11 protein-coding genes are annotated in these 14,391 nt (G+C 72.6%); 8 read left to right on the top strand and 3 right to left on the bottom strand.

All coding sequences use genetic code 11. From position 1 onward, the window contains the following. The first annotated feature begins 10 nt into the window (after positions 1-10). Positions 11-616, top strand: a complete 606-nt coding sequence (locus tag ABEA43_RS31875) for an NAD(P)H oxidoreductase (RefSeq protein ID WP_345567624.1) — start codon at positions 11-13, stop codon at positions 614-616. Here ABEA43_RS31875 and ABEA43_RS31870 read toward each other — a convergent pair. Next, positions 610-1,017, bottom strand: coding sequence for a hypothetical protein (locus tag ABEA43_RS31870; protein WP_345567622.1), 408 nt, complete (start codon positions 1,015-1,017; stop codon positions 610-612). The genes ABEA43_RS31875 and ABEA43_RS31870 overlap by 7 nt on opposite strands. A gap of 99 nt (positions 1,018-1,116) precedes the next feature. Between ABEA43_RS31870 and ABEA43_RS31865 the strand changes: the two genes are divergently transcribed. The 5 genes from ABEA43_RS31865 (at position 1,117) to ABEA43_RS31845 (ending at position 8,274) form a co-directional block, all read left to right on the top strand. Next, on the top strand, positions 1,117-2,085 hold the full coding sequence (locus ABEA43_RS31865; protein WP_345567621.1) for a GlxA family transcriptional regulator: 969 nt from the start codon (positions 1,117-1,119) through the stop codon (positions 2,083-2,085). A 36-nt stretch (positions 2,086-2,121) separates the two neighbouring features. Then, the gene (locus ABEA43_RS31860; protein WP_345567620.1) at positions 2,122-3,900 is read left to right on the top strand and encodes a serine/threonine-protein kinase; all 1,779 of its coding nucleotides are present in this window, start codon (positions 2,122-2,124) and stop codon (positions 3,898-3,900) included. Between the two features lie 25 nt (positions 3,901-3,925). Further along, positions 3,926-7,087, top strand: coding sequence for an AfsR/SARP family transcriptional regulator (locus ABEA43_RS31855; protein ID WP_345567618.1), 3,162 nt, complete (start codon positions 3,926-3,928; stop codon positions 7,085-7,087). A 73-nt stretch (positions 7,088-7,160) separates the two neighbouring features. Next, the gene (locus tag ABEA43_RS31850; protein ID WP_345567616.1) at positions 7,161-7,748 is read left to right on the top strand and encodes a hypothetical protein; all 588 of its coding nucleotides are present in this window, start codon (positions 7,161-7,163) and stop codon (positions 7,746-7,748) included. Further along, a complete protein-coding gene (locus ABEA43_RS31845; protein WP_345567614.1) occupies positions 7,732-8,274 on the top strand; it encodes an OmpA family protein in 543 nt (180 codons plus the stop codon). The genes ABEA43_RS31850 and ABEA43_RS31845 overlap by 17 nt, the downstream gene beginning before the upstream one ends. Positions 8,275-8,330: 56 nt before the next feature. Here ABEA43_RS31845 and ABEA43_RS31840 read toward each other — a convergent pair whose 3' ends face one another. Both ABEA43_RS31840 and ABEA43_RS31835 read right to left on the bottom strand, forming a co-directional pair. Then, entirely contained in the window at positions 8,331-9,416 is a 1,086-nt protein-coding gene (locus ABEA43_RS31840) for a S1C family serine protease (RefSeq protein WP_345567612.1), read from the bottom strand. An 18-nt stretch (positions 9,417-9,434) separates the two neighbouring features. Next, positions 9,435-10,865 (bottom strand): AMP-binding protein, encoded by a 1,431-nt coding sequence (locus ABEA43_RS31835; RefSeq protein WP_345567610.1) that lies wholly within the window; start codon positions 10,863-10,865, stop codon positions 9,435-9,437. A gap of 80 nt (positions 10,866-10,945) precedes the next feature. Here ABEA43_RS31835 and ABEA43_RS31830 point away from each other — a divergent pair, with 80 nt between their 5' ends. Both ABEA43_RS31830 and ABEA43_RS31825 read left to right on the top strand, forming a co-directional pair. Beyond that, entirely contained in the window at positions 10,946-12,133 is a 1,188-nt protein-coding gene (locus ABEA43_RS31830) for a hypothetical protein (RefSeq protein WP_345567608.1), read from the top strand. A gap of 80 nt (positions 12,134-12,213) precedes the next feature. After that, entirely contained in the window at positions 12,214-14,391 is a 2,178-nt protein-coding gene (locus ABEA43_RS31825) for an acyl-CoA dehydrogenase family protein (protein ID WP_345567655.1), read from the top strand.

Here is a 14,391-nt window from a genome sequence, read left to right as displayed (position 1 = left end):
AGGCCGGGCGATGCCGGGTGCGCTGCTGGTCGTCGCGCACCCGCGCGGTGACTCCCTCACCGCCGCGGTCGCCCGCCGGGCGCGGAGCCGTCTCCAGGCAGCCGGCCTGACCGTGGACACGCTGGACCTGTACGCCGCCGCCTTCGACCCCCGGATGACGCCGGCGGACGAGCCTGACTGGGGCGACCCGGGCAAGACCTATTCCGCCGAGGTCCGCGAGCACATGCGGCGGATCGACGCGGCCGAGGTGATCGCCGTGGTGTTCCCGGTCTGGTGGTACGGGCTGCCGGCCATCCTCAAGGGCTGGATCGACCGGGTCTGGAACTACGGTTTCGCCTACGGTCAGGGCAAGGCCCGCCTGGGAGGCAAACGGCTGCTGTGGCTGGGCCTGGCCGGCGAGTCGCGAGAGTCCTACACCGAGCACGGTCTCGACGAGATGCTGGAGCGCCAGCTCCGGATCGGGATCTCCGCCTTCTGCGGGATCGAGGACGTGGGAGTGCGCTTCCTGTACGGGTGCCTGCCCCAGGACGCCGGAGCGGCGGCGCGGCCCCTGGGCGAGGCGGACGACGTACTGACCGGGTTCCTGCCCGAAGCCGGGGCCGGCCGCGCTCAATGAGCGCAGCCGGCGTACTCGTCGAGGCGGCGCAGCATCGCCACCAGCATGAGCGGGAACATGGCCACGTGCGAGACGATCATCAGCCCGCCGCCGTCGATGACGCCCAGCCACAGCAGCGGGAAGAGCGGCACGACCGGCGCGAACATGACCGCGCACATCTCCAGCGTCGGGGCCCAGCCGTGCCCGCGGAACCGCATCCACGCGGCCATGCCGACGGACATGTTGAAGGCCATCGAGAGGTACCAGAGCTCCGGCTGCTCGGCGTGGGAGACGCCGAGGCCGACGGCGGACTGCAGCAGGCCGAGCGCGAACATCCCGACGAACATCGCGATGATCATCTCGACGTAGTGGAGGGCGAACTTGCCCCAGCGGCGACCGGTGTTCGGGGTTGTCGTAGTCATGCTCCGACTGTGGCGGGCAGGGGCGGCCGGGGGCCAGGGCGGCGGCGAGGGAGGTCCGGAAACTTGGGTTCTCCGTCCCTCGGACCTACAGTCGGTGCCATGGACGTACGGCGGGTCGTGATCGTGGCCTACGAAGCGGCCGAATTACTCGAGATCGCCTCCGTCACCTCGACGCTGGAGAGCGCCAACTGGCACGGCGCGCTGCCGTACTACGAATATCGCGTGGCCACGCCGGGCGGGCACGCCATCACCACCGCCACCGCGCTGACCCTGGACGCGCAGCTGGCGCTGGAGCGGGTCACCGGCCCGCTCGACACGCTGCTCGTGGCCGGCGGCATCGGCCACGAGGACGCCGCGGGCAACCCGCTGGTGGTGGGCCATGTGCGGCGGCTGGCCCGCGAGAGCCGCCGGGTGGCGTCCGTCTGCACGGGCTCGCACATCCTCGCCGCCGCCGGCCTGCTCGACGGCCGGCGCGCCACCACGCACTGGATGCAGGCCCAGGAGATGGCCGCCCGCTTCCCCAAGGTCATCGTGGACCCCGACCCGATCTTCATCCGTGACGGCAACATCGCCACGTCCGCGGGCATCACCGCCGCCCTCGACCTCACGCTGGCCTTCGTCGAGGAGGACAACGGCACCGAGCTGGCCAGGACCGTGGCCCGGAACTTGGTCACCTACCTCCAGCGGCCCGGCAACCAGGCGCAGATGAGCATGTTCGTCAGCGCCCCCTCGCCGGCGAACAGCCTGGTCAAGCGGACCCTCGAATACATCGGCGCCCACCTGCGCGACGACCTGAGCACCTCCGCGCTGGCGACCGAGGCGGGCGTCAGCGAGCGGCACCTGACCCGGCTCTTCCTCAAGCACCTGGGGGAGACGCCGGGCCGCTACGTCCGGCTGGCCCGCACCGAGGCCGCCGCGCATCTGCTGGCCTCCACGTCGCTGCCGATGGCGTCGGTGGCGGTGCGGTGCGGGTTCGGGACGGCGGAGACGCTGCGGCAGGCGTTCGTCGACCGGTACGGGATCCCGCCCTCGCGCTACCGGCTGACCCAGGCTCCCGCGGCCGGATGAACAGTACGGTTCGAGGGTCTGGCTAGTGTGTCTGCGATGAACGGTGACCGCGTCATAGCCGGGTACACGCTGCGGCGCCTGCTCGGCCAGGGCGGCATGGGCGAGGTGCATCTCGCTGCCACGCCCACCGGCGGCCTGGCCGCGGTCAAGGTCATCCACCCGGCGCTGGCCCGGGATCCGGCGTTCAGGCGGCGCTTCGGCCGGGAGGTGGCGGCGGCGCGGCGGGTGGCCAGGTTCTGCACCGCGCCGGTGCTGGACGCGGGGATCGACGGGGACGTCGCCTACCTCGTCACCGAGTACGTCAGAGGGCCCGACCTGGCGCAGGCCGTGCACGATCAGGGGCCGCTGTCGGGCGGGAACCTCGAAGCGCTGGCGGTCGGCATCGCGACCGCGCTGAGCGCCATCCACGGGGCCGGGGTGATCCACCGCGACCTCAAGCCCTCCAACGTGCTCCTCTCGCCGCTCGGCCCGCGGGTGATCGACTTCGGCATCGCCCAGCTCGTCGAGAACGACAGCCTGGCCAGCCAGGCGATACTCGGGACGCCCGCGTTCATGGCGCCCGAGCAGGTGCGCGGGGAGCCGCTCACGCCCGCCGCCGACGTCTTCGCCTGGGGCGGGGTGATCGCGTTCGCGGGGACGGGGCGGCTGCCGTTCGGGGGCGGGGCTCGTGGCGAGGTGCTGTACCGGATCATGCAGGAGGGGCCCGTGCTGGACGGGCTCGACGAGGCGATCAGGGGGGTGGTGGAGCGGGCGCTCGCCAAGGATCCCCGGCTACGGCCCACCGCTCAGCAACTGCTCGGCGAGCTGGTGGGCGGGACGCGTCTGGCCGCGGCCACCGAGGTCGTCGAACGCACCTGGACCGGCGCCACCACCGCCGACCTGCGCTCCGGCGAAGCGGCCCGCCTTGGGGAAGAGGGCCGCTCCGGCGATCCCGCCCGCTTCGGCGATCCTGCCCGCTTCGGCGATCCTGCCCGCTTCGGCGATCCTGCCCGCTCCGGGGAGCCTGCCCGCTCCGGCGATCCTGGCCGCCCTGGGGAGGCCGCCCGCTCCGGGGAAGCCCGCCTCGGGGAAGGGGGCCGTTCTGGGGAGGCTGGCCGCTTCGGGGAGGCGGGCCGTTCCGGCACCGCTCCTGTGGTGGCCGGGTCCCCGGGGGCGGTCGCCGTCGCCGGGAAGCACCGGGCCCGGTGGCCGTGGGTCGCGGGCGGCGGGGTGCTCGCCGTGGCCGTCGCCGTGACGCTGGTGGCCGTGCCGGGGCTCTGGCGGACGACCTGGCCGTACGAGGCGGCCTTCGGCGACTCCTGGGCTCTCGGCTCGTCGGAGGGCGGCGACGCCCGGCTCTCCGGCGCCGGCTACGAGCTGACGGTCAATCCGGAGTGGCGGCTGTGGAAGTCGGCCCCGCGGCAGGAGCCGGAGGGCGGCGTGATCGTCAGCGCGAAGGCCACCCTTGAGGACGGGACCGGGGAGTACGGTGTGTGGTGCCACGGCTCGGCGCGTTCGGGAGAGCGCTACGAGTTCGGGATGAGCGACGCGGGCTACGTCACGATCGTCAAGCGCCGCACGGGCACGCGGGGCCGGACCCTGTTCGGCCCGGCGAAGGCGCAGGGCGCCGAGAGCGACCGCATCGTGGCGGAGTGCGGCCGGAGCGGGGGCAAGGTGACGTTACGCATGTGGCTGAACGAACGCCTGGTCGCCGAGGCGTCCGACGCCGACTCCCCGTACGGTCCGAGCGAGGCCGGCGTCTACGCGGCGGCCGGCGGGAGTGCGTCCGCGCGGGTCCGCTTCGACTCGTTCGCGCTCAGACCGGTGGGCGAGTGAGCCGTAACGTGCTGCTGAGGGGTGCGTGAGCGTGCGGTTCGGCGTGCTCGGGCCGCTGCGTGTGCACGGCGGGCAGGCGCCGGGGCCGGCCAAGCACCGCACGCTGCTGGCCGCGCTGCTGCTGTCGGCCCGTGTGCAGGTGCCGGTCGAGCGGCTGATGTCCGTGGTCTGGGACGACCGGCCGCCGGCGTCGGCGGAGTCGGTGCTCAGGGTGTACGTGAGCGCGTTGCGCAAGCTCGTGGACGGCATCCGTACGGTGCCGGGCGGCTATCTGATCGACGTCGAGCCCGAGGACGTCGACTGCCACCGGTTCGAGGCCCTGGTCGCCGAGGCCAGGCGGGTCAGGGCGGCCGGGCGGGTCGCGGAGGCGGCCGACGCGTACCGGACGGCGCTGGGGCTGTGGCGGGGGCAGGCGCTGGCCGATGTCGAGTCGTCGGTGCTGCGCAGGGCGCACGCGGTGCCGCTGGAGGAGCTGCGCCTGACCGCGGTGGAGGAGCGCGTCCAGCTGGATCTCCGGCTGGGGAGGGGCGCGGAGGTGGTCGGGGAGCTGCGGGCGCTGGTCGGGGCGCACCCGCTGCGGGAACGGGCCTGGGTCCGCCTCATCGAGGCCCTGCACCAGGCGGGGCGCCGGTCGGAGGCGCTCGGGGCCTACCAGGACGCGCGGCGGACGCTGGTCGAGGAGCTGGGCCTGGAGCCGGGGACCGAGCTGGTGGCGGCGCATCAGCGGGTGCTGACGGACGCGCAGGACGGCCTCGCCGGCCCGCATGAGCCCGGCCCGCATGAGCCAGGCCTGCGGGAGCCCGGTCTCTGGGAGCCGATGCGCGAGCCGGCGTCGGCGGGCGCGTACCAGCGGGAGGTGTCCGGCGGTCGCGGGCCGGTGGACGAGCTTCCGCCGGATATTTCGGACTTCGCCGGGCGGCAGGACGTGATCGACTGGATCACCCGGACGGCCGGCGAGAACGTGGCGGGGAGCGGGCACGCCCCAGGGGACGGGCACGTAGCGGGGGAGCGGCGCGGCACGGAGGACGCGCGCGAGCACGCAGGGGCGCCGGTGCATGTGGTGCTGCATGGTCCGCCCGGTTGCGGCAAGTCGGCGGTGGCCGTGCATGCCGCCGCCCGGCTCCGGCGTCCCGACGGACGGCTCTACGCCGCGCTCGGCGCCAGGCCCCCAGGGGCGGTGCTGGAGGACCTGCTGCGTTCGCTGGGCTGCCCGGACGGCGCGGTGCCGCCCGGGCTGGACGAGCGTGTACGGCTGTACCGCAGCATGACGGCCCGCAAGCGACTGCTCGTCGTGCTGGACGACGCCGCCGACGAGGCCCAGGTGCGTCCGCTGCTCCCGACCGGGCCCGGCAGCCTCACCCTGGTGACGAGCCGGTCGTCGATGGCCGGGCTGGAGGCGGCGCGGGCGTACGAGCTGGGGGTGCTCGGCCCGGACGAGGCCGTGGCCATGCTCGGCGGGGTGGCCGGGCACGATCGGGTACGCGCGGAGCCCGAGGCGGCCGCCCGCATCGTCCAGCTCTGCGGCCACCTGCCGCTGGCGCTGCGCATCGCCGGATCCCGGCTGGCCAGGAAGCCCGGCTGGACGCTCGCGCACCTGGCAGGCCGGCTCGGGGACGAACGGCGCAGGCTGGACGAGCTCAGCGCCGGCGACCTGGCCGTACGCGGCAGCCTCGCGCTCGGCTACCGCGGCCTGCCCGACCGGGAACGCCGGCTGCTGCGCGGGCTCGGCGCGCTGTCGGCGCCCGACTTCGCGCCCTGGGTGCTCGACGCCGACCTGGAGCCGCTGGCGGAGGCCGGCCTGCTGCAGTCGCGGGGGCTGGACGAGGCAGGCCAGGAGCGGTACGGGTGGCACGACCTGACCAGGCTCTACGCCGCCGAGCGGCTGGCCGAGGAGGACGGCGGGGCCGGTGCCGTGCTGGCGGCGCGCGCGGGCGCGATCCTGGAGCGGACCCGGCAGGCCAGGGCGTCCCTCCTGCCCGCCGAGCCCGGCACGGGCCGCACGGAGGTCCATCCGCCCGAGCCGTCCCGGCAGAGCGGAGCCTCGCTCCCGCCCGAGTCGTCCCGGGAGAGCGGAGCCTCGCTCCCGCCCGAGTCGTCCCGGCAGAGCGGAGCCTCGCTCCCGCCCGAGTCGTCCCGGGAGAGCGGAGCCTCGCTCCCGCCCGAGCCGTCCCGGCAGAGCGGAGCCTCGCTCCCGCCCGAGCCGTCCCCGGAGGCCGGTGCCTCGCTCAGGACCGGGTGGTTGCGGCAGGAGTCGCGGTGGCTGAGCGCCGAGCGCCGGTTCCTGGTCGCGACGGTCGCCGACTTCCACCACGCGGGCCTGTACGAGGCCGCGTGGCGGCTGGCGTTCTACCTGACGCCGCTGTTCGAGCTGGGCGCGTACCACGACGACTGGCACACGACCACGGCCACCGGGCTGGACGCGGCCAGGGCGGCGGGCCACCGGCACGGCGAGGCGCTGCTGCTCCGCGGCCTGGCCGATCTGCACCTGGCAGAAGGCCGCACGGAAGCGGCGGCCGCGGCGCTGCGGGCGGCCCAGCCGCTGGTGCACGGGCTGGAGCTGGCCAGGCTCACCCTCCGGCTCGGCCTCGTCCAGACCAGGCGGGCGGAGGCGGAGCGGGCGTTCGTACGGGCGCTCGGTGTCTTCGAGGAGGCGGGCGACCGGCGCGGCCGGGCGGACGCGCTGCGTGCCCTGGGCGCGTTGCGCGGCGAAGAGCGCTCGCTCGACGAGAGCCTGGCCGCCTACCAGGCGCTGGGCGATCCGCGCGGCGAGTCGGAAGCCCTGCTGGACCTGGCCAGGCTGCATCTCGCCGCCGGACGGCGCCCGCAGGCCCGCGACTGCGCGGAGCGGCGCCTGGGGATCAACCGCCGCCTCGGCGACCGGCTGCCGGAGGCGGCGGCTCAGCTCGTCCTGGCCGAGATCGCCAGGGCGGAGGGGGCAGCGGGCGCGGCGGCGGACGCGGCGCGGGCGGCGCTGGAGACGTTCAGCGCGTACGGCGACCGCAGGAACGCCGCCCAAGCCCTCCTGTCGCTCGCCCGAGCCGCGTCGGACCTCGGGGATCTCGACGGCGAAGTTGATGCGCTTATGCGTGCTATGGGAGAGTTTGACGGCCTCGGCGACGAACCCGGCAAGGCGGAGGCCGAAAGGCTCGCGCAGGACGCCCGCAGGCGGCGTGGTCAGCGGATATAGCGGACTATGCGGATCCTGAACATCGCCTCCCTACGGTGAGAGCCACATCCCGAACGACGAAGGTGATCACATCATGCGAAAGACGATCGCGCTGGCAGCCGCGGCCGTCGCGCTGGCAGGTTGCGGCATGCTCCCTGGTCAGCAGGGCGGTGGCGGCGAGGAGAAGCAGTCGCAGCCGGTCGCGGCCGAGCCGTCCGCGACGGCGACCGCCACGGCCGCACCCGAGCAGAGCGCGCCCGCGCAGGAGACCGCGGCGATCGCCACCCGCGAGGCCAAGGTGGGCGCGGGCGACATGTACGGCAAGGCCCGCGCGGACATCACCTCGCTCAAGCGCCAGGGCAGGACCATCAGCCTCAACTGGACGATCACCGCGACCGACGGCAAGGTCAACCTGCACAACGGCATGGGCGGCGGCTCGCTCGACTACACGGTCTCGGCCGTGTCCCTGATCGACCCCGTCAACGCCAAGCGTTACCGCGTGGCCCGCAACGGCACGGGCGAGGACGCGGAGTGCGTGTGCTCCGGCACCCAGGGCCAGTTCCTGGAGACGGGCGAGGCGTCCTCCCTGTACGCGGTGTTCGCCGCGCCTCCCGCGGACGTCACGAAGATCAACGTCGAGATGCCGATGATCGGCGTGTTCACCGATGTTCCGATCTCTTAGCCTCGCCCTGACGCTCGTCCTGTCGCCGACGCCCCAGCCGAGCACGCCGCCCGGCGCGACCGGCGCCATCGAGGACCTGGTGCTGCCCGTGGAGGACATCATCGGCGAGGTCGAGTCGCTGGACGGGACCGAGAGCGAGACCAAGCAGGGGCGCCAGGTGACGGTGGCGCTGACCAGCGACGTGCTGTTCGCGCTGGACAAGTGGCAACTGACCGCCAAGGCCCGGCAGCGCCTTCAGCAGGTGGCTGGGAAGGTCAACGCCGAGGGGGCCGGCGGGGTGGTCAAGATCGAGGGGCATACCGACGATCAGGGCGCCGACGCGTACAACGTCGCCTTGTCGCGGCGGCGGGCGCAGGCCGTGCAGACCGCCATGCGCGGGCTGCTGACCGGCGCGGGCGTCACCCTCCAGGCGAGCGGGTACGGCGAGAGCCGCCCCAAGCTGCCGAACCTGGTGGACGGGAAGCCCATGCCGAAGAACCGGGCCAAGAACCGCCGGGTGGAGATCGTCTTCACCGCCAAGCAGTGACCCCACCCCGAATCTTGAGGTAGGCGCAAGCGGCCCGCCCGATGCCGGGGCCGGGGTCACTCGCCTTGGAGCTGGCCCATGGTCACGACGATGGTCTGCTTGGCTCCGTTCGAGCGGACCAGCCCCACGCGGGCCCGCTGGCCGGGCTGGAGAGTGGTGATGGTCTCCGACAGGTCGGCCATCGTCGGGGTCGGCTCGCCGTTGATCGAGACGATCACGTCACCGGCCTTGATCCCGGCCTTCGCCGCGCCGCCGTTCGGCTCCACCCTGGCCACCCCCACGCCGCTGGGCTGGCCGTCGGAGCCGATGATCGTGCTGCCCCTGACGCCCAGCGCGGCCCGGTGGCTGTTGGTGACCTTGCCGTTCTTGACGATCTGATCCGCGATGTCGGTGGCCGTGTTGCTCGGGATCGCGAACCCGATGCCCGGCGCGGCGCCCCCGGCGAGGTCGGGGTCCGTGGCCGCGAGCGTCGGGATGCCGATCACGTGGCCGGACAGGTCCACGAGCGCGCCACCGCTGTTCCCCGGGTTGATGGCGGCCGAGGTCTGGATCGCGCCCGCGATCGTGGCACCGGGCGAGCCCGGGTTCTGCGGCTCCGTGACCGTGCGGCCGAGCGCCGAGATGATGCCGTTCGTGACGCTGCCCGACAGGCCCAGCGGGTTGCCCATGGCGAGCACGATCTGCCCGACCCGCAGCTTGGACGAGTCGCCGAACCGGGCCGGTCGCAGCCCGTCCGGATTGGTCACCTTGATGACCGCCAGGTCCCCGGCGCTGAACGACTTGACCAGCTTGGCCTTGCGCGGCGCGCCGCCGGTGGCGAACGTGACGTCCATCTCGGTGGCCTGGCCGACCACGTGAGCGTTCGTGACGATGTGCCCGGCCGAGTCGAACACGATGCCGGACCCGAGCCCCACCTTGGTGGTGATCTGCACGATCGACGGCAGGACGTCCGTGATGACCTTCTCGTACGCGGCCTCCAGCGGCTGCACCGCGGCGGGCGAGCTCGGAGACGGTTTCGCGGACGTCGCGGTCCGGCTGGGTGAAACGGTGGTCGGACTGGCGGACGGCCCGGCGGCCGGTGGAGGGCCGCAGCCGGCGAGCAGCAGTACGGCGGCGGCCAGTCCAGCGGCGATCTCCCTCATGGGAGATCTGTGCCCACCTCAGCCCGAAAGATACGTTTCACGGACATGTCGCCTGCTCAGCTTGCCTGTCGGCGTGCGCGGCAGCGACTCCCGATATTCGATCAGGCGGGGGTGCTTCAGCCTGGCCAGCCGGGGTGCGCAGTGGCGCAGCAGCTCCGCGGTCAGCTCTTCGCCGCCCGCCACACCCGCCTCCGGCTGGATGAGCGCCACGACCTTGTGCCCCCACTCGGGATCGGGTACGCCGATCACCGCGACGTCCGCCACCGAGGGATGTTCGAGCAGCGCCGCCTCGATCTCCGCCGGATAGATGTTGACCCCGCCGGAGATGATCAGGTCCGTCCGCCGGTCCAGCAGGAACAGGTAGCCGTCCGCGTCCAGATAGCCGATGTCCCCGGGCGTGTACGCCCGGCCACGCATCGACGCGGCCGTCTTGTCCGGATCGCGGTGGTACTCGAACCTGTTGATCCCGCCGATGTACACGAGCCCGGGCAGGCCGGCCGCCACCTCCTGCCCGTCCTCCCCGATGATCGTGAACGCCATCCCGTCCAGTGCCTTGCCGACCGTGCCCGGCCTGGCCAGCCACTCCTGCGACGACACCATGGTCGCGACGGCCGCCTCGGTCGAGCCGTAGTACTCCCACAGCACCGGCCCCAGCCAGTCGATCATCGCCTGTTTGGTGGCCGGCGGACATGGCGCGGCCCCGTGGTACAGGTGGGTGAGGGACGACAGATCGTACGACTCCCGGTCGGGCACCGCCAGCAGCCGGTGGAACATCGTGGGCACCATGAACGCGTTCGTCACCCGATACCGCTCGATCAGCCCCAGCACGGAGGCGGCCTCGAACCGCTCGGGCGCCACGATCGAGTGCCCGAGCTGCAGCGCCATCATCGCCTGCCCGTACGGAGCCGAGTGGTAGAGCTGCGAGCACACCAGGTGCACGCCGCCGGGCGGGAGCCTGAAATGCCGCCAGCTCTTACGCATCAGGATCGGGTGCAGCTCCTCCGGCGTCAGGTCCAGCAGCCGCCGGCGGACCCCCTTGGGCTGTCCGGTGGTCCCGGAGGTGTAGAGCATCATCGACCCGGCCCGCCGCTGCGCGGGCGCGGTGCCCGGCTGCCCGGTCAGCAGCTCGCCGACCGTGAGCGCCTCCGGTGAGATCACCACCTTGGCCCCGCAGTCGGCCACGATGTAGTCGGTCTCCTCGGCGGTGAAGTGCCAGTTGACCGGAACGAGGTATGCGCCGATCTGGTACGTCGCCAGCATCATGGTGAGGGCGTCGAGCCCGTTCTTCAGCACGGTGACCACGCAGTCGCCCGGTCCGGTTCCGCGCGAGGTCAGGCCGTTGGAAGCCTGGTTCACCCGGGTCAGCAACTCGCCATAGGTCGCGCCCTCGTCACCGAGCAGGGCAGGACGTTCAGGGTCGTCGGCCGCGATCTCATAGAAACCCCTCATGTCCGCAGACCATACAGAATTAGATTCTGCTGGGGGAATAGAGGAATTATCCTGCGCTGTCGTGACGTAACCTCAAGGCCATGGCGGACGTCGGCGACCAGAGACCTTCATATGACTCACCCACCACCCCGTTCCGCAAGATCGTCCTTCCCGCCGAGGAGACGATCAGGATCTCTCGGCCGCCCGCGCCGGGCCCGTCCAGCCCGATAAAGCCCCCGAACCAGGCACCGGGCCAGCCGTCGAACCAGCCTCCCAGCCAGGCCCCCGCTCAGCCGCAGAACCAGCCGCAGAACCAGCCGCCGGGCCAGCCGCAGAACCAGCCGCCGGGCCAGCCGCAGAACCAGCCGCCGGGCCAGCCGCCGAGCCAGCAGAACCAGTCGCCCAACCAGGAGCCGCCGCGGCAGCCGCCCGTGTGGCCGCCCGCGAACTTCCCCGTCTCGGGCAACCGGGGGCAGCAGCGGACCCAGCCGCCCCCGCACCACCCGTTGCCGATCCCGCCCAAGCCCCCGGCCAGGCGTCTCGGGGACATCCCGATCAAGGCCATCTACCTGCTCGGCGCCATCCTCGGCACCGTCGTGGCCGTAGCGCTGATCTTCGTGCTGTTCTCGGGCGACGTGCCCGCCAACAAGCAGTCGTCGGAGACGGTCGCCCCCGTCGCGCCGGTCCCGAGCGCCAGCGTCTCCGCGTCGGCGTCGCCCAGCCCGACCGTCAGCGAGAGCCCGATCGTGCTCCCGCCGGTGCCGGAGAGCAAGAAGTTCCCGACCCTGTCGGGCACGGCGTCCCTGGTCTCGGGGCTCATCACCGACAAGACGGTCGGAATCACCTACCCGCGGCTGGCTGCGCCGTGGAAGGCCAAGTCGTTCCCGCCGTTCTCGATCGCGCAGCGCATCGGCAAGGTGGCCATCCCGCACACGGTGGTCGCCTCGGCCATGTTCCCCGGCGATTCGCCGACCAAGAAGCCCACCACGAACGCCGACTACCGCGAGATCGCCACCCAGGCGGCCCGCTGGGCGATGCGCACCCAGTACCCCAAGGGCGCCACGCTGGCCTGGACCGGCTCCCAGAAGAACCCGCTCGGCAAGGGCTGGACGCTCGGCTTCAAGGTCACCTTCACCTCCGGCGGCAAGCAGCAGGTCGCCCAGGCCGTGGTGACGGTCGTCGAAGTGGGCAAGACGAAGCCCGGCATGCTCATGGCCTCGATCCCCGAGTCGAACAAGACCCGCTGGCCCGATCTGAACACGCTCATCAAGCAGGTGCGACCGCTCTAGCCCGGCCGTCCGTCTAGGTCAGAAGCATGCTCTAGAATATGATTCTGGCATGGACGCGTACCTGGCTGGAGGATGAGCAGATGGCGATCGGGTTGAGCGAGGAGCACGAGGCGCTCCGCGATTCGGTGAGCGGCTGGGCGGAGCGCAACGTGCCCGCGGATTTGCCGCGCACCGGGGCGGACGAACGCCCCGCGTTCTGGTCGGGCCTCGCCGAGCAGGGGCTGCTCGGCCTTCACCTGCCCGAGGAGTCCGGTGGGTCGGGCTACGGGCTGCTGGAGACGGCTGTGGCCGTCGAGGCGCTGGCCGAGCGGCTGGCGCCGGGGCCTTATGTGCCGACCGTGCTGGCCAGCGCGGTCATCCACGCGTCCAAGCGGCGCGAGCTGCTGGAGTCGCTGGCCGACGGGAGCCGCACCGGCGCCGTCGCCCTGACAGGCGCGCTGAGCGGCCGCCGCGCCGACGACGGCTCGCTGGTCGTCTCCGGTACGGCGGAGCCCGTGCTCGGCGGTTCGCTGGCCGACGTGCTGGTGCTGCCGGTGACCACCTCGGAAGGCGAGGAGTGGATCGCTATCGACGCCTCCGCCGCCACGGTCACCACGATCAGGTCGCTCGACCTGACCAGGCCGGTGGCCAAGGTGGAGCTGTCGGACGCGACCGTGCCCGTGGAGCGGATCCTCGACGGCGTCGAGGGCCCCGACGTGCTCAACCTGGCCGCCATCCTGCTCGGCGCCGAGGCGGCGGGCCTGGCCTCGTGGTGCGTATCGGCCGCTTCCGACTACGCCAAGGTACGCGTCCAGTTCGGCCGCCCGATCGGCCAGTTCCAGGGCATCAAGCACAAGCTCTCACGCATGCTCGTCGCCCTTGAGCAGGCCCGCGCGACCGTCTGGGACGCCACCAGGGCCGAAGGCAAGGAGCTCGAGTTCGCCGCCGCCGTCGCCGGGGTGATGGCCCCCGACGCCGCGGTCCAGTGCGCCAAGGACGCCATCCAGACGTTCGGCGGCATCGGCTACACCTTCGAGCACGACGTCCACCTCTACTACCGCCGCGCGCTCACCCTGCGCGCCCTGCTCGGCTCGTCGAGCGAGTGGGCCGCCACGGTGACCTCGCTGGTCCTGCAGGGCGTCTCCCGCGAGATGGAGATCGACCTGCCCGAGGACGCCGAGGAGCTGCGCGAGTCGATCCGTACGGAGGTCGCGGAGATCGCCACGCTCGAAGGCAAGGAGCAGAAGCGGGCCCTGGCGAGCCGCGGGTTCGTCATGTCCCACCTGCCCAAGCCGTGGGGCCGCGACGCCAAGCCCCTGGAGCAGGTGCTGATCGCGCAGGAGCTCAAGGCCGCCAAGGTCAGGCTGCCCGCGATGATCATCGGCGCCTGGGTGGTGCCGTCCATCGCCGCCTACGGCACGCCCGAGCAGCAGGAGCGGTTCCTGCCGAAGACGCTCAGCGGCGAGATGATCTGGTGCCAGCTCTTCTCCGAGCCCGGCGCCGGCTCCGACCTGGCCTCGCTGCAGATGAAGGCGGAGCAGGTCGAGGGCGGCTGGCGGCTCAACGGCCAGAAGATCTGGACCTCGGTCGCCCACGTGGCGGAGTGGGGCATCTGCATCGCCCGCAACTCCAGCGAGGGCTCCAAGCACGAGGGCATCACCTACTTCCTCGTGGACATGAAGGCCCCGGGCGTCACGGTCAGGCCGCTGACCGAGATGACCGGCGAGAACCTGTTCAACGAGGTCTTCCTGGACGACGTCTTCGTCCCCGACGACCTGGTCGTGGGCGAGGTCGGCGAGGGCTGGAAGGTCGCGCGCAACACGCTGTCGAACGAGCGCGTCTCGCTGTCGTCCGGCTCGGGCGGCACCGGCGCGTCCGTGCCCGACCTGGTGGGCCTGATCGGCAGGCTGGGCCGCGAGCTCACGCCGGCCGAGGAGCAGGAGGTCGCCGGGGTCGTCTGCGAGGGCCACTCGATCAACGCCCTGTCGCTGCGGGTCACGCTCAAGCAGCTCGCCGGGTCCGAGCCGGGCGCGGACGCCTCCGTACGCAAGCTGCTGTCCACCTCGCACGCCCAGCACGTCTCGGAGTCGGCTGTGGACCTGCTCGGCGCCGCCGCCGTGGTGGCGGCCGACATGAAGCTCGGCGACGCGGGCTACTGGAACAGGGCGGTGCTCGCCACCAGGGCGATGACCATCTACGGCGGCACCACCGAGGTGCAGCTCAACATCATCGCCGAGCGCATGCTGGGCCTGCCCAGGGACCCTGAGCCGGGCAAGTGA

It is taken from the genome of Nonomuraea rosea, from assembly GCF_039539705.1.
Classification (GTDB): domain Bacteria; phylum Actinomycetota; class Actinomycetes; order Streptosporangiales; family Streptosporangiaceae; genus Nonomuraea; species Nonomuraea rosea.
This window is presented reverse-complemented; position numbering and strand designations above follow the sequence as displayed.